This window comes from Zavarzinia aquatilis (assembly GCF_003173035.1).
Taxonomy (GTDB): domain Bacteria; phylum Pseudomonadota; class Alphaproteobacteria; order Zavarziniales; family Zavarziniaceae; genus Zavarzinia; species Zavarzinia aquatilis.
Genome location: NZ_QGLE01000001.1, coordinates 1 through 16,867, shown reverse-complemented (window position 1 = coordinate 16,867; position 16,867 = coordinate 1). Strand labels below are relative to the sequence as shown.

Here is a 16,867-nt window from a genome sequence, read left to right as displayed (position 1 = left end):
GGGTACGCCACCATCCCTCATGACATCAGTAGTCTTCTGCCGGCGGGACTTCGACCCCGCCCAGGGTCCGCATCAGAAGCGCCAGATCGCGATAGGCCCCTGGTGCGGGCGACCACCGATCGACCACATGATAGCGCCCATCGCGGATACCCTCGACGATCCACTGGGCGCCATCGAATCGAGGATTGTAATAGCCCGGGGGATCGGGGGGCTCCGGCGTCGGCATGTCCCAATAGCTCGCATCGGCAACCGCCTGTCGAAGAGCCGTCACGCTCTCCCTATCCAGCGCCACCGACGTTTCCTTGATCTCGTCTTTTTCGAGCCTCTTTCGTAGGAGTTCCGCTTCTTCTCTTAGAGTACGATCCATTCCGTTAGGGGTGTCCAGGATACTCATGATCGGCACGGCAGCCATTCGTGCCGTCACTACGACCTTGTCATCCGTGATGGTTATCCGCACGGTGATAGCCCCCTCGAACGACCGCAGCCAGACGAGGCGATAAACCTCCGCGCCATCGTCCGCACAGGTCAACGGCGGCTCGCGAAGATGGGTGAGACTGGCGCTGAACCAATCTCGGAAAATAGAAGAAATGTCCGCCCGGGTCGGGTAATCCGCCTCGGCCGGAACCCTGCCGTCGACACAGCGGACGGGCTGTGCCGAGGCACCACCTGTCACCATGGCCAGCAATCCCACCAGCGCCCACCATCGACGTGCCATCCGCACCCCCTCAGAAATTCACCCGATCCCCGCCCTTCAGGCCGAGGAGGGTCCGGGCGTCGTCCGGCGTCGCGATGTCCAGCGACAGGTTTTCGAGGATGTCGCGGATGCGCGCGACCTGTTCCGCGTTGGATTTCGCCAGCCGGCCCCTGCCCAGCGTGATGCTGTCCTCGAGGCCGACGCGGACATGGCCGCCCATGATCGCGCCCATGGTGACAAGCGGCATCTGGTGCCGTCCGGCGCCAAGAACCGAGAACTGGTAATCGTCGCCGAACAGCTTGTCGGCGATCCGCTTCATGTGGAGGAGATTCTCCGGGTCCGGCCCGATACCGCCAAGGACGCCGAGCACGAACTGGATGAACAGCGGCGCCTTGACGAGCCCCCGGTCGCGGAAATGGGCGAGGGTGTAGAGATGACCGACGTCGTAGCACTCGAACTCGAATTTGGCGCCGCAGCCGTTGCCCAGCTTGTCCAGAATGCCTTCGATATCCTTGAAGGTATTCTTGAAGATCGTGTCGCGGGTGTTCTCCAGCAGCTTGGGTTCCCAGTCGAATTTCCAGTCGCTGTAACGCTCGACCGCCGGGAACAGGCCGAAATTCATCGAGCCCATGTTGAGCGAGCACATCTCGGGGCTCGCCCTTAAGGGCGCCGCCAGCCGCTCGTCCAGCGTCATCGCCGAGGAGCCGCCGGTCGTGATGTTGACGACGGCATCGCAGGCCTGGCGGATGCGCGGCAGGAACTGCATGAAGACATCCGGGTCCGGGCTCGGTCGGCCGTCCTTCGGGTCGCGGGCGTGCAGATGCAGGATGGCGGCCCCGGCCTCCGCCGCCTCGATCGCCTGCGCCGCGATATCGTCCGGCGTATAGGGCAGATGCTCGCTCATGGTCGGCGTGTGGATCGAGCCGGTGACGGCGCAGGAAATGACGACCTTGCGGGCGGCCATGATCACGCCCCCCGCGGCAGGTCGAGTTCACGGGCGAGGACATCGAGACTGTCCTCGATGATCGCCATCACCTCGTCGACCTGCGCCGGCGTGATGATCATCGGCGGGCAGACCAGGAAGTGATCGCCCTCGTTGCCGCCGCGCGTCCGCCGCGAATAGATGATCAGGCCCTTGTCATAGGCGATGTCGACGATGCGCTGATAGGCATTGAGATGCGCCGGCAGGGGTTGCATCGTCTCGGGATCGGCGACCAGCTCGGCCGCCAGCAGCAGGCCCTTGCCGCGCACGTCGCCGATGAAGGGGAAGCGGGTCTTCAGACCTTCCAGCCGGTCGCGGATCACCTCGCCCATGCGGGCGGCATTGCCGATCAGGTCTTCCTTCTCCATCACTTCGAGCACGGCGAGGCCGGCGGCGGAGGCGAGCGGATTGCCGGCATAGGTGAAGCCATGCAGGAAGCCGCCCTTGTCGAGGACGGGTTGCACCATCCAGTCGGGCGCGAGCATGGCGCCGAGCGGGCAATAGCCGGAGCCGATGCCTTTCGAGAGCGCGATCAGATCGGGCCGCCCGCCCGGCCAGTGATCGCCACCCAGGAACCTGCCGGTGCGCCCCGCGCCGCTCATCACCTCGTCATGGATCAGGATGACGCCGTATTTGCTGCAGATTTCGCGCACCCGCGGGTAATAGCTGTCGGGCGCGACCAGGGCGCCCGTCGAGGCGCCGCCGACCGGCTCCATGATGAAGGCGAGCACGGTGTCCGGCCCCTGCGCCCGGATTTCCGCCTCCAGCATGTCGGCATAGCGGATGCCGCGCTCCTCCATGGTCAGGCTGTCACGGTCGAGATAGGCGGTGGGCGCCGGGATCTTCGGCATCTCGTGCATCATGGGCGCGAAGGGCGCCGCCAGCGCGGCATAGCCGGTAATGGCGAGGGCGCCCAGCGTGCAGCCATGATACGACGGAAAGCGCGAAATCACCTTGAAGCGCGAGGCCTGCCCGGTCGCCAGCGCATATTGCCGGGCGAGCTTCAGGCAGGATTCCGTCGCCTCCGACCCGCCGGAGACGAAGAACACCCGCTCGAAGCCGGCACCCGCCTTCTCGCACAGTTTGGTCGCCAGATCCTCGGCCGGGTCATTCTCGTAATGCAGGCGATAGGCGAAGGTCGCCTTGTCCATCTGCCGCTTCATGGCGTCGAGGACATAAGGATTGGAATGGCCGATGTTGACCACCATCGCGCCCGATGAGCCGTCGATGCGGCGGCCGCCGTATTGGTCCCAGATATAGATGCCCTCGGCCCGATCGACCGGCGGGCGGCGCGTGCCGCTCTGATAGAAGAGGTTGGACGGACGACGGTTGCTGCCGGCTTGAGTCATTTTGGAACGCGCACCTCTGGTCGGGCCGCCAGAGTGCGCGCCCGAAGCGCCGCTTTCAAGGGATGCGGAAGCCCCGCCCCCTCCCCTCGCGCCGATCAACTTCGTTGATTGTCTCGAAAACCCGAAAAACATTATAGCCGTGGCCAATGGTTGTCATGACGCAGCGCCATATGCTGCACTGGCGTTACAGGGTATTGCGGGGATTGGGGTTGGGCATGGAGCCATCGGACAAGGCCGTGAAGGAGCATCCGCGTCTGGAACTGAGCGGGATCACCAAGGCATTCCCCGGCGTCATCGCCAACAGCGATGTCGGATTCAAGGTCGCACCGGGCGAAATCCACGCGCTGCTGGGCGAGAACGGCGCCGGCAAGAGCACACTGGTCAAGCAGATCTACGGCATCCTCAAGCCCGATTCCGGCTCGATCCTGTGGGACGGGCGGGAGGTTGACATCCCCAGCCCCCATGCCGCACGGGCGCTGGGCATCGGCATGGTGTTCCAGCATTTCTCGCTGTTCGAGGCGATGACCGTGCTCGAGAACGTCGCCCTCGGCATGGACGATCCGGGCAAGGACCGGGTCGCCCTGGCGAAGCGCATCCGCCAAGTTTCCGAATCCTATGGCCTGCCGCTCGACCCGGCGCGCGAGGTGCACACGCTGTCGGTCGGCGAGCGCCAGCGGATCGAGATCGTGCGCTGCCTCCTGCAGTCGCCGCGCCTCCTCGTCATGGACGAGCCGACCTCGGTACTGACGCCGCAGGAAGTGGGCAAGCTGTTCGAGACCCTGCGCAAGCTGAAGTCGGAAGGCTGCTCCATCCTCTACATCAGCCACAAGCTGAACGAGATCAAGGAACTCTGCGACGGGGCGACGATCCTGCGCGGCGGCAAGGTGGTCGCCGCCTGCAATCCGCGGGAAGAAACGGCGCGTTCCATGGCGCAGCTGATGATCGGCGCGGAATTCCGCAGCGTCGCCCGGCGCGAGGGCGGCAAGGACGCCGGCCCCGTGCGCATGGAGCTGAAGGCCCTGTCCATGGCGCCGGAAATGGCCCATGGCGTGCCGCTGAAGAGCATCAACCTGTCCCTGCGCGGCGGCGAGATCCTGGGCATCGCCGGGGTCGCCGGCAACGGTCAGGGCGACCTTCTCGCCGCCATCGCCGGGGAGCGCAAGGCGGCGACGGCGGGCGCCGTCGTCATGGACGGCAAGCCGGTCGGCCGCCTCGGCCCGGCCGCGCGCCGCAAGCTCGGCCTCTGTACCGTGCCGGAGGAGCGGAACGGCCATGGTGCCGTGCCGGACATGTCGCTGACCGACAATGCCATGCTCTCCGCCCACAAGCGCATGGGCTTCATGAAGGGCGGTTTCCTCGATACCGCGAAATCGCGGAGTTTCGCCGCCGAGGTGATCAAGCGTTTCGACGTGCGCACGCCGGGCACCGAGACCGCCGCCGGCAGCCTGTCGGGCGGCAACCTGCAGAAATTCATCGTCGGCCGGGAAATCCTGCAGAAGCCGGAAATCCTCGTCGTCGCCCAGCCGACCTGGGGTGTCGACGCCGCCGCCGCCGCGACCATCCAGCAGGCGCTGGTCGATCTCGCGGCGACGGGCAGCGCCATCCTCGTCATCTCGCAGGATCTCGACGAATTGCTGACCCTGTCGGACCGGATCGCGGTCATCAACGCGGGGCAGGTCTCCGAAGCCATGCCGGCCGCGACCGTATCGGTCGAGGAAATCGGCCTTCTGATGGGCGGCATCCACGGGACGCCGGAAAAGGGAGCCGCGTAACATGGCCCTGAAGATCGAAGCGCGCCGGCAAATCTCGACGCGTATGCTCTATATGACGCCTTTCATCGCCGTGGCCGCCACGGTGGTCGCCGGCTTCTTCCTGTTCATGATGCTGGGCGCCGATCCCTTCGAGGCGCTCTATGTCTTCTTCATCTCGCCGCTCGAGACCAAATACGGTCTCTCGGAACTCGGGGTGAAGGCGGCGCCGCTGATCATGATCGCCATCGGCCTCGCCCTTGGTTACCGCGCCAACATCTGGAACATCGGTGCCGAAGGCCAGCTGACCCTCGGCGCGGTCTGCGGCGGCGCCGTCGCCCTCGCCTTCTGGGAGGAACAGGGCCTCTACATCCTGCCGCTGATGGCGCTCGCCGGCATGGCGGGCGGCGCGGCCTATGCCGCGATCCCGGCCTTCCTGAAGACGAAGTTCAACGTCAACGAAATCCTGACCAGCCTGATGCTGACCTATGTCGCCACGCTGTTCCTCGCCGTGCTCGTGTTCGGCCCGCTGAAGGACCCGATGGGCTTCAACTTCCCGCAGTCGCGCATGTTCAGCGACAGCGCGACCCTGCCCATCATCTGGGAAGAGACCCGGCTGCACATCGGTTTCGTCGTCGCCCTGCTCGCCGCCGTCGCCGGCTGGGTGCTGCTCACCCGCTCGATCATCGGCTTCCAGATCAGAACCCTCGGCTCCGCCCCCGCCGCCGCGCGCTATGCCGGTTTCGACCGCACCCGCCTCACCTGGTTCTGCCTGATGCTGACCGGCGCCCTCGCCGGCCTCGCCGGCACCTTCGAGGTCGCGGGGCCGATCGGCCAGCTCGTGCCCAATATCTCGCCCGGTTACGGCTTCACGGCGATCATCGTCGCCTTCCTCGGCCGGCTGCATCCCCTCGGCATCATCGCCTCGGGCCTGCTGATGGCGCTGTCCTACATGGGCGGCGAGAACGCCCAGATCAACCTGAGCCTGCCGCAGGCGGTGACCGGCGTGTTCCAGGGCATGTTGCTGTTTTTCCTGCTGGCGTCGGATTTCCTGGTGCGTTACCGGGTACGGCGCGTGAAGCCGCTGGCCGAGGGAGTCTGAGCCATGAATATCGACACCCTTCTGCCCATGCTGCTGACCGTCATCGCCGCGGCGACGCCGCTGCTGCTGGCGGCGATCGGTGAACTGGTCACGGAAAAATCCGGCGTGCTCAACCTCGGGGTCGAGGGCATGATGCTGGTCGGCGCGGTGATCGCCTTCGCCGTCACCGTCGGCACCGGCAGCGCCATCCTCGGCATCATCGCGGCGGCCTTCGCCGGCATCGCGCTCTCCCTCGTCTTCGGCCTGCTGACCCTGACCCTGATGGCCAATCAGGTGGCGACCGGGCTTGCCCTGACCATCTTCGGCATCGGCGTGTCCTCGCTGATCGGCAGCAGCTATATCGGCACCCCGGTCGAGAAGCTGGCGGTGCTGCATATCCCCGGGCTGTCGGATATTCCGGTGCTCGGGCCCCTGCTCTTCGGTCATGACATCCTGGTTTATGCCTCGGTCGCGATCACCGTCCTCGTCGCCTGGTTCCTGAAATCGTCGCGCGCGGGGCTGATCCTGCGGGCCGTCGGCGAATCCGACCTCTCGGCCCATTCGATCGGCTATGACGTGATCAAGGTGCGCTATCTCGCCGTCATGTTCGGCGGATTGTGCAGCGGCATCGCCGGCGCCTATCTCTCGCTGTCCTACACGCCGATGTGGGTCGAGGGGATGACGGCGGGGCGCGGCTGGATCGCCCTTGCCCTCGTCGCCTTTGCCTCCTGGCGGCCGTGGCGCGTGCTGGGCGGCGCCTATATCTTCGGCGGCGTCACCATCCTGCAGCTCTATCTGCAGGGCGCGGGCGGCATCGGCATCCCGGCGCAGGTCATGAACATGCTGCCCTATCTCGCCACCATCATCGTGCTCACCGTGATTTCGGCCGGCCCCTGGCGGGGCAGGCTGGATGCACCGGCCTGCCTCGGCAAACCCTTCCGTCCGGCAAGCTGATCCCTCGCCTCTTCCTTCACCCCCTCTCACCCCATCCCGTTGTTTTCCACCGGAGCCTTCAGATGATCAGACCCATTGACCGACGTACCTTCATCGTCGGCGGCGCCGCCGCCGGCCTGACCCTGGCCAGCGGCGCCCTGCACCGCGCCAGCGCCGCCGATCCGCTGAAGATCGGCTTCATCTATGTCGGCCCGGTCGGCGATTTCGGCTGGACCCATGGCCACGATCTCGGCCGCAAGGCGGTCGAGGCCAAGTTCGGCGACCTGGTGAAGACCACCTATGTCGAGAATGTCGCCGAAGGCCCGGACGCCGAGCGCGTCATCCGCAAGCTGGCGACCGACGGCAACAAGCTGATCTTCACCACCTCCTTCGGCTACATGGAGCCGACGCTGAAGGTGGCCAAGGCCTTCCCCAAGGTCTTCTTCGAACATGCGACGGGCTTCAAGACCGCGCCGAACGTCGCCGTCTACAACTCCCGCTTCTACGAGGGCCGGGCGGTCGTCGGCCATCTGGCCGGCAGCCTGACCAAGACCGGCAAGATCGGCTATATCGCCTCGGTGCCGATCCCCGAAGTCGTCATGGGCATCAACGCGACCGCCATCTGGGCGCGCAAGGTACGCCCGGACGCGGAAGTGAAGGTGGTCTGGATCAATTCCTGGTATGACCCGGGCAAGGAAGGCGACGCCGCCAAGGCCCTGATCGACCAGGGCGTCGACATCATCACGCAGCACACCGACAGCCCGGCGCCGCTGCAGATCGCCGAACAGCGCGGCGTGCTCGGCGTCGGTCAGGCCTCGGACATGAAGTCCTTCGCGCCCAAGGCCCAGCTGACCGCCATCGTCGACGAATGGGGCCCCTATTACATCGAGCGCGCCCAGGCGGCCCTCGACGGCACCTGGAAGACCTCCGACACCTGGCACGGCCTCAAGGAAGGCTTCCTGTCCCTCGCCCCTTACGGCGATGCCGTGCCGGCCGAGCTGCGTGCTTCGGCCGACGCGATCAAGGCCGGCATCATCGACGGCTCGATCCATCCCTTCACCGGCCCGATCAAGGACCAGAAGGGTGAAGTGAAGGTCGCCGACGGCGCCAAGCTGGCCGACGGCGATCTGCTCGGCATGAACTGGTACGTCGAAGGCGTTTCGGCGTAAAACGGCGTCTCCCGCCCCGCCACTTCCTTGAGGGAGAGGCGGGGCGGATTGCCGAGTCCCGACCTGAAGATGCGATCATGACCGCACCCCGCGCCCTTCGCGGCCGCCTGCTCGACTTCACGGCCGATCCCGCTGCCGCCGGAGCGGCTGCCCTGCGCCTTGTCGACGACGGCATCCTGGTGATGGAAGGCGGCAGGATCACCCGGCGTGGCCCGGCCGCCGACCTCCTGCCCACGCTCGGCGCCATGCCGCTCGACGACCATTCGGGCAAGCTGATCCTGCCCGGCTTCATCGACCTGCATATCCACTACCCGCAAAGCCGCGTCATCGCCGCCTTCGGCACCCAGCTGATGGACTGGCTGGAGCGCTATACGTTCCCCGAGGAATCCCGCCTCGCCGATCCCGCCGTCGCCTCGGCCATGGCGCGGTTCTTCATCGACGAATTGCTGGCCAATGGCACGACCACCGCCGTCGTCTATGGCACCGTCCATGCCGCCGCCGCCGATGCCTTCTTCGAGGCGAGCGCGGCCGCCCATACCCGCATGATCGCCGGCAAGTCGATGATGGATCGCAATGCTCCCACCTGGCTGACCGACACGGCCAAGGGCTCGTATGATTCCGTGAAAGATCTGATCACCCGCTGGCACGGCAACGGGCGCCAGCTCTATGCCGTCACCCCGCGCTTCGCCATCACCTCGACCGACGAGCAGATGGAAGCCTGCGCCGCCCTCATGCAGGAGCACGAGGGCGTCTATCTCCAGACCCATCTGTCGGAAAACGACAAGGAAATCGCCTTCGTCCGCGAGCTTTACCCCTGGGCCAGGAATTACGCCGACGTCTATCGCCACTTCGGCGTGATGGGGCCGCGCTCCCTCTTCGGTCACAGCATCCATCTCGACGACAGCGAAGTCGCCATGCTGGCGGACAGCGGCTCGATCGCCGTGTTCTGCCCGACCTCCAACACCTTCCTCGGCTCGGGCCTGTTCGACCGGGACCGGCTGGCGGCGGGGGGCGTGCGCATCGGCCTTGCCACCGATGTCGGCGGCGGCACATCCTATTCCATGCTGGCGACGGCGGGGGAGGCCTACAAGGTGCTGCAATTGCGCCGCCAGACCCTGCGTCCGCTCGACGCCTTTCACATGATGACGCGCGGCAATGCCGAGGTGCTGGGCCTCACCCACGAGATCGGCACGCTCGATGTCGGCTCGGAAGCGGATGTCGTCATCCTCGACGCGCGGGCGACGCCGGCCATGGCCCATCGCATGACCGCGGTCGAGGACGATATCGAGCAGGAACTCTTCGTCCTGATGATCATGGGCGACGACCGCTCGGTCGCCGTCACCTATGTCGCCGGCGAACGGGCGGTCAGGCCGCGATAAGCTCGAATTTGTCGACGTCCACGACGCCCTTGTCGGTGATCTTCAGATGGGGGATCACCGGCAGCGGCAGGAAGGCGAGCTGCAGGAAAGGCTCGGGCAGCGGGCAGCCCAATTCGCGGATCACCTTGCGCAGGGCGACGAGGTCGCTGCGCACCCCCTCGAAGGGTTTCAGCGAGATGAGGCCGGCCATGGGCAGCGCGAGTTCGCCCACCACCCTGCCATCGACCACGGCGACGAAGCCGCCGCCGATCTCGATCAGGCGGTTGACGGCGATGGCCATCTCGCCATCGTCCTGACCGACGACACAGACATTATGGCTGTCGTGTCCGACCGAGGAGGCGAGCGCGCCCCGGGCAAGGCCGAAGCCCTTCACGAAGCCGCGGCCGATGTTGCGGTTCTTGCCGTGGCGGGCGACGACGCAGACCTTCAACACGTCATTTTCCGGCTGCGGCAGCCGGATGCCGTCCTTATAGGGCAGCGTCATGGTGAGATGCGATGTGACGACCGAACCCGCCTCGATGCCGATCACCGCGCCCGTGGGCGACGACGCCCGCACGACGAAATCCGCCGCCTCGACCGGGGCCAGCTTCATGGAATCGAGCCCGATGGGCGCCGGCAGCACACGGCTGTCGAACAGGCCCGGGGTCACGATGCGGCCGGCCGAGATCACGCCGTTCACATCGCAGCTGTCGAGATCGTTCAGCAGCACGATGTCGGCCCGGCGCCCGGGCGCGATCACGCCCCGATCGCGCAGGCCAAAGCCCTGTGCCGCCGACCAGGAGGCGGCGCGATAGGCATGGGCGACCGGCACCCCCGCCCTGATCGCGCGCCGGATCAGATAGTCGACATGGCCTTCCTCGTGGATGTCGAGCGGGTTGCGGTCGTCGGTGCAGAAGGCGAGGAAGGACGAAGTGTCGGCGGTGATGAGCGGCGAGAGCGTGTCCACGTCCTTGCACACGGTGCCCTCGCGGATCAGCACCTGCATCCCCTTGCGCAATTTCTCCCGCGCCTCGGCCAGGCTCGTCGTCTCGTGGCAGTTGCGGATGCCGCAGGAAAGATAGGCGTTCAGGTCCCGGCCCGAGAGCAGCGGCGAATGACCGTCGATATGGCAGCCCTCGAAAGCCGCGAGCTTGGCGAGGACGTCCGGGTCCTTGTAGAGGACGCCCGGCACATTCATGAATTCGGCAAGGCCGATCGAATGCTTGTGGCCCTTGTATTTCACCAGATCGTCGGCGGTCAGCGTCGCGCCCGAGGTCTCAAGATGGGTCGCCGGCACGCAGGACGACAGCTGGACCCGCAGATCCATCACCGTGCCCGCCGCCGCCCCGAGGAAATAGTCGAGGCCGGCTGTGCCCATCACGTTGCAGATTTCATGCGGATCGCAGATCGCCGTCGTCGTGCCGCGCGGCAGCACGCAGCGGTCGAATTCCCCAGGCGCGATCAGGCAGGATTCGACATGGACATGGGTGTCGATGAACCCGGGCACCGCCGTCAGGCCGCGCCCGTCGATCTCGATCCTGCCGCGATAGCCTTCGTAGGTGCCGACGATACGGTCGCCGCAGATGGCGATATCGCCCTCGGCGATCTCGGCGGTGAAGACGTTGAGGAAGCGCGTGTTGCGGATGACGACATCCGCCTCCATCCGGCCGAGGGCCTGATCAATCATGCGCTCGAGGAAACTCGTGTCGTATTTCGCCATGGCTACGCCTTCCCTGCTACGGGAACAAATGTAAGCAGCCAGGGACCGAATGCGAAGCGGGGAGCGCAAGGCTCCCCGCCATTTTCAAGCGCCTGAGGCGATTATTCCCGCTCGCCGGTCAGGTTCAGCAGCAGCTGGAAGATGTTGATGAAGTTGAGGTAGAGCGACAGGGCGCCGAACACCGCCATCTTCTGCTGCGATTCCGCGTCGTAATTGGAGGCATACTGCTCCTTGATCGACTGGGTATCCCAGGCGGTCAGGCCGACGAAGACGAGAATGCCGGCGACCGAGACGATGAACTGCAACGCGCTCGAGCCGAGGAAGATGTTCACGATCGAGGCGATCATGACGCCGATCAGGCCCATGATCAGGAACGAGCCGAATTTCGACAGGTCCTGCTTCGTCGTGTAGCCATAAAGGCTGGTGGCGCCGAACATGGCGGCGGCGATGAAGAAGGTGCGCGCGATGCTGGTCCCGGTGAAGACCAGGAAGATCGAGGCCATCGACAGGCCCATGACCGCGCAGAACAGCCAGAACATGCCCTGCGCCGTGCCGGCCGACATCTTCTCGATACGGAACGAGAAGAAGAACACGAAGGCGAGCGGCGCCAGCATGACGACCCACTTCAACGGCGTGCCGAAGATCGGCACGAACAGCGCCGGCGTCGTGCCCACGATGAAGGCGACGAGGCCGGTGAGCACGAGGCCGAGGCCCATGTAGTTGTAGATGCGCAGCATGTGGCGGCGCAGGCCCTCGTCGAACAGGGCACCGCGCGTCGCGGCGCCGGCCTGCCAGGCATAATTCGGGTTGTTCATGTCATTCCCTCCGGATCGGTCGTCAGTAGAGGCTGTTGGAAATTTCGGTGGCGGCTGCGGCCAGGGCCTTGCCGTCGGCACCGCCGGTCAGGGCATAGGCGACCTCGCCCATCTGCCAGTAGACGGCGGCGGCATCCCCGTCGGCACTGGATACGGGCGCGACGGAAACCGGGGTCACGGCGAAATCGCCCGGCCGCACCGCGAAGAGCGACAGCGGGCCGAGGCGCTCCGTCTCCAGCGTCATCTCGACGCTGGGCCCATAGGTCGAGGGGAAGATCTGCAGGTCGACGGCACGCCAGCCGGCTGGCAGCACGGGCAGGGTGATCGCCGTCGCCGCGCGGATTTCATCGGCGTCGAAAGCCTCGATCGAGCCGTCATGTACCCTCGACCGGGCCAGGGCCGCCTGATGCGCGCGCCGCGCGTCCTCGACGAAATCCGGCGGCCGGGCCGAAGCGATACTGTCGGAAATCATCAGCGGCCCGAGCACGCCATGGGCGGCCCAACCGACGAAGCCGATGGCCAGCACGGCGGCGATCCGGCGCAACATGCCGATCGGGCGGCGCGGTACCAGCCCTTCCGCCAGGCGGCCGGCGGCCTCGACCAGGCCGGGATCCGGGTGTTCGGGCAGCGGAAAGGCGAGACACAGGGCATCGCGCCGCGCGATATCCGCCATCACCCGGGCGGCGGCGGCGGGATCGGCGGCGAGATGGCTCGCGACCTCGATCCGCCTTGCGGGCGGCAACTGGTCGTCGACGAAGGCGTCGAGATCGAAGGCGGTGATCGGATCAATCGGCGTTGTCATCTGCCCCTCCCACCAGACGAAGGCCGGGCGGGCGGCCCTGCCCCTCTTCCATCGCGCGCAGCGCCGCGCGCGCCCGGCTGATCCGCGACATCACCGTGCCCGCCGGAATGTCGAGCACGGCCGCCGCCTCGGCATAGGACATGCCCTCGACCGCGACGAGATGCAGCGCCGCGCGCTGCTCCGCCGGCAGGCCGAGGAAGGCTTCGGCCACCTGACCGAGGCGGACCGCGTGTTCCTGCGCCGGGGCGCTGTGCTCGTCGGAAACGAAGGCGGCGTCGCGCCGGCCTCTCGCGTCATCGCGGCGGCGCCCGTCGATGAAGCAATTGTGCAGGATCGACAGCAGCCAGCTGCGCAACGGCCCATCCGGGCGAAAGCTCGCCCGGCGCTCGAAGGCACGCAGCAGGGCGTCCTGCACGAGATCGTCGGCGGCCGCCGCGTCCCGCGTCAGGGCCAGGGCATAGCGGCGCATGGGGCCGAGTTCCCCGATCACCCGCGCTCTGATCGTGTCCTGCGTCATGTCGGGTATACGTTGCGGTTCCCTGTTTTCTTCCCTGCAAAAATGCGACAAATCGCCCTCGCGCGCGGGGAATGATGCAGCGCAAGGAATCCTTGCGGTGGTGCGGCATTAATGGTGTCCAGGCGCCGTCATGGTTCCACCACATTCGGGGATCAGAGTCGAATTTGGGCAGCTCGCCCCGGAAGGAAAGCAGAACCAAGCGGCACCACGCCTTATCGACGGATGCAAGGAAAGGATAGTCCGATGACCACGACCCTCGCCGATGCCGAAAAAGCCATCCAGGCCGCCATTCTGAAAGTCCAGGCGCTGGGCGAAATTCCCAATCGCCCCGCCGTGATCGACGCCGCGGTAAAGCGCCTGATGATGGCGCAGGAGACCGAGGCCCAGGCCCGCGACCTGGTCGCCCATGCCGTCGCCGCCATGCGCCAGAAGGGCACGCTCAATGCCCATCAGGGCCCGCTGAACCTCTGGTCGGTCGACGACCTGCACGCCTGATCGGGCACGCCCGATCGGGTGTCCCGCGCCGCTTCGGGCGCGACCTTGCACCTCCCCCTCGGCTGGCCCATAGTGCGGCCCGCCGATCAGGGGAGTGTCGCATGTCCGGTCCCGTCGTCGTCGCGGTCGCGGCCAGTCCGCGCCACGGCTTCCACAAACAGCCCCTGCCCCGCATCGACCTGATGGCCGGTTTCGGCGTCATCGGCGATGCCCATGCCGGGGTCAACGTCCAGCACCGCTCGCGCGTCGCCCGCGACCGGATGCAGCCCAACCTGCGTCAGCTCCACCTCATCCATGCCGAACTCTTCGACGAACTCGCACGGGCCGGCTTCGCCGTCCGCCCGGCGGAACTGGGCGAGAATGTCACGACGCGGGGCCTCGACCTGCTCGCCCTGCCGCGCGGCACAAGGCTTCGCCTCGGCCCGGCGGTGGAGATCGAACTGACGGGCCTGCGCAACCCTTGCGTCCAGATCGACGGCTTCCAGCCGGGCCTGACCCGCGCCGTGCTCGACCGCGACGCCGCCGGCAACCTCGTGCGCAAGGCCGGCGTCATGGCCATCGTGCTCACCGACGGCCCAGTCCACCCCGGCGATACCATCGCCGTCACCCTGCCCGACTTTCCCCACACGCCGCTGCTGCCCGTCTGACCGCGCCCTTCAATCCGGGGACACTATACTCAATTGCGTTTAAATAAGTATAGTGTCCCCGGATTAAGCGGTGACCGTTCCGGAGGGGGGCGGAACGGCGGTGCGATTACTTGGTGCCGAACAGGCGGTCGCCGGCGTCGCCAAGGCCGGGGACGATATAGCCGTGATCGTTCAGGCATTCGTCGACGGCGGCGGTATAGACCGTCACGTCCGGGTGGGCCTTGCGCAGGGTGGCGATGCCTTCCGGCGCCGAGAGCAGGGAGACGAATTTGATCGAGCTGCAGCCGGCCTGTTTCACCTTGTTGACGGCGGCGACGGCGGAATTCCCGGTCGCCAGCATGGGATCGAGCACGATCGCCATGCGCTCGTCGATATCGCGCGGCAGCTTCAGGAAATATTCGACCGCCTGCAGGGTGGCCGGATCGCGGTAGAGACCGACATGGCCGACCCGGGCCGCCGGCAGGATGTCGAGCATCCCCGACAGAAGCCCGTCACCGGCGCGCAGCACCGAGACGAGGCAGAGCTTCTTGCCGGCGAGCTGCGGCATCATGCAGGTCTTGATCGGCGTCTCGATCTCGACCAGCTCGGTCGGCACGTCGCGCAGCACCTCATAGGCGAGCAGCATGGCGATCTCGCCCAGCAGACGGCGGAACCCCAGCGTGGAGGTTTCCTTCTTCCGCATGATGGTCAGCTTGTGCTGGACCAGGGGATGATCGACGAGGATCACCCCCGGGTCGCCGGCGTATACAGTCATGACGTCCCTCGGACTCGGGTTCAGGCGCCTATTACAGCACCGTCACGAGGCCGCGGCCAGCGCGGTGCCCGTCCGCTCCTGCTTGATCCCTTCGGCCAGCAGGAAGGCGAGTTCGAGCGCCTGCGAGGCGTTGAGACGCGGGTCGCAGTGGGTGATGTAGCGGTCGCCCAGCTGCTCGTCGACGATGTCGACCGCGCCGCCGATGCATTCGGTGACATTCTGCCCGGTCATCTCGAGATGGATGCCGCCGGCATAGGTGCCTTCCGACTGATGGACGGCGAAGAAGCCCCGCGTCTCGGTCAGGATGCGGTCGAACGGCCGGGTCTTCAGGCCCGACGCCGACTTGATCGTGTTGCCATGCATCGGATCGCAGGACCAGACGACCTTGCGCCCTTCCCGCTTCACCGCGCGGGCGAGAGCCGGCAGCTTGCGCTCGACCTGATCATGGCCCATGCGGGTGATCAGGGTCAGGCGGCCGGCCTCGTTGTTCGGGTTGAGGGCGTCGATCAGGCGGATCAGCTCGTCCGGCTCCATGCCCGGGCCGACCTTGCAACCGATCGGGTTCTTGATGCCGCGCATGAATTCGACATGGGCGCCATCGAGATTGCGGGTGCGCTCGCCGATCCACAGCATGTGGGCCGAGGTGTCGTACCAGCCGCCCTGGGTCGAATCCTCGCGGGTCATCGCCTGCTCGTAACCGAGCAGCAGCGCCTCGTGGCTGGTGTAGAAATCGGTCTGGCGCAGGGCCGGCGTGGTCTCGCCGGTCACGCCACAGGCGCGCATGAAGTTCAGCGATTCCTCGATCCGCTGGGCGATGTCGCGGTACCGCTCCATGGCCGGGCCGGAGACAAAGCCCATATTCCAGCGGTTCACCTGCCCGAGTTCGGCATAGCCACCCTGGGCGAAGGCGCGGATCAGGTTCAGCGTCGCCGCCGACTGGCCATAGGCCTGCAGCAGGCGGTTGGGATCGGGCACCCGCGCCTCGGAGGTGAATTCCGGGCCGTTGATGTTGTCGCCCCGGTAGGACGGCAGCGAGACGCCGCCGATTTCCTCGGTCGGGGCCGAACGCGGCTTGGCGAACTGGCCGGCGATGCGGCCAACCTTGACCACCGGGCAGGACGCGGCATAGGTCAGCACCACGGCCATCTGCAGGATGACGCGGAACATGTCGCGGATATTGTTCGGGTGGAACTCGGCGAAGCTCTCGGCGCAGTCGCCGCCCTGGAGCAGGAAAGCCCGCCCCTCGGCCACTTCACCCAGTGCCTTCTTCAGATTCCGCGCCTCGCCCGCGAACACCAGCGGCGGATAAGAACGGAGCTTCTCCTCGACCGCCGCGATCTGCGCGGCATCGGGATACTCGGGCACCTGCTTGATCGGCAGGTTGCGCCAGCTGTCTAGGCTCCAGGGCTTACCCATCGTTATGTTCCGGGTCTTGGCTTCAATAGGGACGACACATATAGGGAGTTTGGCGGGAGAACGCCAGCGGAACGGACGCCGCGCGACAACGCGACCGTCCCGCCTCGCGCAGGGAGCCATGCGCGGACGGCACGGTTGCCACCCTGCCGCCGCTCTGGAACACTGCCCGCCGCCATGAGACAGGGAGAATCCGTGATGGACGTGCGCGCCGCCGTCGCCTTCGAGGCCGGCAAACCGCTGGAAATCGTGACCGTGCAGCTCGAGGGGCCGCAGGCCGGCGAGGTGCTGGTCGAGATCAAGGCGACCGGGGTCTGCCATACCGATGCCTACACGCTGTCGGGCGCCGACCCGGAAGGCCTGTTCCCGACCATCCTCGGCCATGAGGGC

Annotated in this window: 17 protein-coding genes; 8 read left to right on the top strand and 9 right to left on the bottom strand. The window is 66.4% G+C overall.

Going from position 1 to position 16,867, the window contains the following annotated elements; translation table 11 throughout:
- Positions 1-25: 25 nt before the first annotated feature.
- From DKG74_RS00085 to DKG74_RS00075, 3 genes are read right to left on the bottom strand one after another with little or no spacing between them, the layout of a single operon-like run.
- Positions 26-676, bottom strand: coding sequence for a hypothetical protein (locus tag DKG74_RS00085; RefSeq protein ID WP_133251447.1), 651 nt, complete (start codon positions 674-676; stop codon positions 26-28).
- Between the two features lie 49 nt (positions 677-725).
- Complete coding sequence (gene kce / locus DKG74_RS00080; RefSeq protein ID WP_109901391.1) at positions 726-1,658, bottom strand: 3,5-dioxohexanoate:acetyl-CoA acetone transferase; 933 nt, start codon at positions 1,656-1,658, stop codon at positions 726-728.
- A gap of 2 nt (positions 1,659-1,660) precedes the next feature.
- On the bottom strand, positions 1,661-3,025 hold the full coding sequence (locus tag DKG74_RS00075; protein WP_109901389.1) for an aminotransferase family protein: 1,365 nt from the start codon (positions 3,023-3,025) through the stop codon (positions 1,661-1,663).
- A gap of 215 nt (positions 3,026-3,240) precedes the next feature.
- Between DKG74_RS00075 and DKG74_RS00070 the strand changes: the two genes are divergently transcribed.
- From DKG74_RS00070 to guaD, 5 genes are all read left to right on the top strand, one after another.
- Complete coding sequence (locus DKG74_RS00070) at positions 3,241-4,797, top strand: ABC transporter ATP-binding protein (RefSeq protein WP_109901387.1); 1,557 nt, start codon at positions 3,241-3,243, stop codon at positions 4,795-4,797.
- A 1-nt stretch (position 4,798) separates the two neighbouring features.
- A complete protein-coding gene (locus DKG74_RS00065; protein ID WP_109901385.1) occupies positions 4,799-5,875 on the top strand; it encodes an ABC transporter permease in 1,077 nt (358 codons plus the stop codon).
- A gap of 3 nt (positions 5,876-5,878) precedes the next feature.
- Positions 5,879-6,808, top strand: coding sequence for an ABC transporter permease (locus DKG74_RS00060; RefSeq protein WP_109901383.1), 930 nt, complete (start codon positions 5,879-5,881; stop codon positions 6,806-6,808).
- 62 nt (positions 6,809-6,870) lie between these two features.
- A complete protein-coding gene (locus tag DKG74_RS00055; RefSeq protein WP_109901381.1) occupies positions 6,871-7,956 on the top strand; it encodes a BMP family ABC transporter substrate-binding protein in 1,086 nt (361 codons plus the stop codon).
- A gap of 77 nt (positions 7,957-8,033) precedes the next feature.
- Positions 8,034-9,335, top strand: coding sequence for a guanine deaminase (guaD, locus tag DKG74_RS00050; protein ID WP_109901379.1), 1,302 nt, complete (start codon positions 8,034-8,036; stop codon positions 9,333-9,335).
- On the opposite strand, the gene ade is transcribed toward guaD, so the two are convergent.
- The 4 genes from ade to DKG74_RS00030 all read right to left on the bottom strand — a co-directional run bounded on the left by ade (position 9,322) and on the right by DKG74_RS00030 (position 13,168).
- Positions 9,322-11,034: an adenine deaminase gene (gene ade, locus DKG74_RS00045; protein WP_109901377.1), complete on the bottom strand. Its 1,713-nt coding sequence runs from the start codon at positions 11,032-11,034 to the stop codon at positions 9,322-9,324. The two genes, guaD and ade, sit on opposite strands and share 14 nt — an antisense overlap.
- Positions 11,035-11,135: 101 nt before the next feature.
- Entirely contained in the window at positions 11,136-11,849 is a 714-nt protein-coding gene (locus DKG74_RS00040; RefSeq protein WP_109901375.1) for a Bax inhibitor-1/YccA family protein, read from the bottom strand.
- A 22-nt stretch (positions 11,850-11,871) separates the two neighbouring features.
- Positions 11,872-12,651, bottom strand: coding sequence for an anti-sigma factor family protein (locus tag DKG74_RS00035; RefSeq protein ID WP_109901373.1), 780 nt, complete (start codon positions 12,649-12,651; stop codon positions 11,872-11,874).
- On the bottom strand, positions 12,635-13,168 hold the full coding sequence (locus DKG74_RS00030; RefSeq protein WP_109901371.1) for a sigma-70 family RNA polymerase sigma factor: 534 nt from the start codon (positions 13,166-13,168) through the stop codon (positions 12,635-12,637). Before DKG74_RS00030 ends, DKG74_RS00035 begins: the two co-directional genes overlap by 17 nt.
- Positions 13,169-13,411: 243 nt before the next feature.
- On the opposite strand from DKG74_RS00030, the gene DKG74_RS00025 reads away from it, so the two are divergent.
- Both DKG74_RS00025 and DKG74_RS00020 read left to right on the top strand, forming a co-directional pair.
- Positions 13,412-13,663: a hypothetical protein gene (locus DKG74_RS00025; protein ID WP_109901369.1), complete on the top strand. Its 252-nt coding sequence runs from the start codon at positions 13,412-13,414 to the stop codon at positions 13,661-13,663.
- 101 nt (positions 13,664-13,764) lie between these two features.
- Positions 13,765-14,310, top strand: a complete 546-nt coding sequence (locus tag DKG74_RS00020) for an MOSC domain-containing protein (RefSeq protein ID WP_109901367.1) — start codon at positions 13,765-13,767, stop codon at positions 14,308-14,310.
- A gap of 106 nt (positions 14,311-14,416) precedes the next feature.
- Here the strand turns inward: DKG74_RS00020 and upp are convergent, their stop codons facing one another.
- Positions 14,417-15,064: a uracil phosphoribosyltransferase gene (upp, locus tag DKG74_RS00015; RefSeq protein WP_109901365.1), complete on the bottom strand. Its 648-nt coding sequence runs from the start codon at positions 15,062-15,064 to the stop codon at positions 14,417-14,419.
- A 42-nt stretch (positions 15,065-15,106) separates the two neighbouring features.
- Positions 15,107-16,480: a class II 3-deoxy-7-phosphoheptulonate synthase gene (locus DKG74_RS00010; RefSeq protein ID WP_109901363.1), complete on the bottom strand. Its 1,374-nt coding sequence runs from the start codon at positions 16,478-16,480 to the stop codon at positions 15,107-15,109.
- Positions 16,481-16,675: 195 nt separating this feature from the next.
- Here DKG74_RS00010 and DKG74_RS00005 point away from each other — a divergent pair.
- Positions 16,676-16,867 (top strand): alcohol dehydrogenase catalytic domain-containing protein (locus tag DKG74_RS00005; RefSeq protein WP_165837450.1); only part of this gene is annotated, 192 nt, incomplete at its 3' end.

What these genes read in the sequence shown, in the direction of transcription:
- DKG74_RS00030 (WP_109901371.1), bottom strand. Translation starts at nt 13,168, where the DNA reads ATGACGCAGGACACGATCAGAGCGCGGGTGATCGGGGAACTCGGCCCC.
- DKG74_RS00010 (WP_109901363.1), bottom strand. Translation starts at nt 16,480, where the DNA reads ATGGGTAAGCCCTGGAGCCTAGACAGCTGGCGCAACCTGCCGATCAAG.
- DKG74_RS00020 (WP_109901367.1), top strand. Translation starts at nt 13,765, where the DNA reads ATGTCCGGTCCCGTCGTCGTCGCGGTCGCGGCCAGTCCGCGCCACGGC.
- guaD (WP_109901379.1), top strand. Translation starts at nt 8,034, where the DNA reads ATGACCGCACCCCGCGCCCTTCGCGGCCGCCTGCTCGACTTCACGGCC.
- DKG74_RS00075 (WP_109901389.1), bottom strand. Translation starts at nt 3,025, where the DNA reads ATGACTCAAGCCGGCAGCAACCGTCGTCCGTCCAACCTCTTCTATCAG.
- DKG74_RS00085 (WP_133251447.1), bottom strand. Translation starts at nt 676, where the DNA reads ATGGTGACAGGTGGTGCCTCGGCACAGCCCGTCCGCTGTGTCGACGGC.
- DKG74_RS00035 (WP_109901373.1), bottom strand. Translation starts at nt 12,651, where the DNA reads ATGACAACGCCGATTGATCCGATCACCGCCTTCGATCTCGACGCCTTC.
- DKG74_RS00025 (WP_109901369.1), top strand. Translation starts at nt 13,412, where the DNA reads ATGACCACGACCCTCGCCGATGCCGAAAAAGCCATCCAGGCCGCCATT.
- DKG74_RS00040 (WP_109901375.1), bottom strand. Translation starts at nt 11,849, where the DNA reads ATGAACAACCCGAATTATGCCTGGCAGGCCGGCGCCGCGACGCGCGGT.
- upp (WP_109901365.1), bottom strand. Translation starts at nt 15,064, where the DNA reads ATGACTGTATACGCCGGCGACCCGGGGGTGATCCTCGTCGATCATCCC.
- DKG74_RS00065 (WP_109901385.1), top strand. Translation starts at nt 4,799, where the DNA reads ATGGCCCTGAAGATCGAAGCGCGCCGGCAAATCTCGACGCGTATGCTC.
- DKG74_RS00060 (WP_109901383.1), top strand. Translation starts at nt 5,879, where the DNA reads ATGAATATCGACACCCTTCTGCCCATGCTGCTGACCGTCATCGCCGCG.
- ade (WP_109901377.1), bottom strand. Translation starts at nt 11,034, where the DNA reads ATGGCGAAATACGACACGAGTTTCCTCGAGCGCATGATTGATCAGGCC.
- DKG74_RS00070 (WP_109901387.1), top strand. Translation starts at nt 3,241, where the DNA reads ATGGAGCCATCGGACAAGGCCGTGAAGGAGCATCCGCGTCTGGAACTG.
- kce (WP_109901391.1), bottom strand. Translation starts at nt 1,658, where the DNA reads ATGGCCGCCCGCAAGGTCGTCATTTCCTGCGCCGTCACCGGCTCGATC.
- DKG74_RS00055 (WP_109901381.1), top strand. Translation starts at nt 6,871, where the DNA reads ATGATCAGACCCATTGACCGACGTACCTTCATCGTCGGCGGCGCCGCC.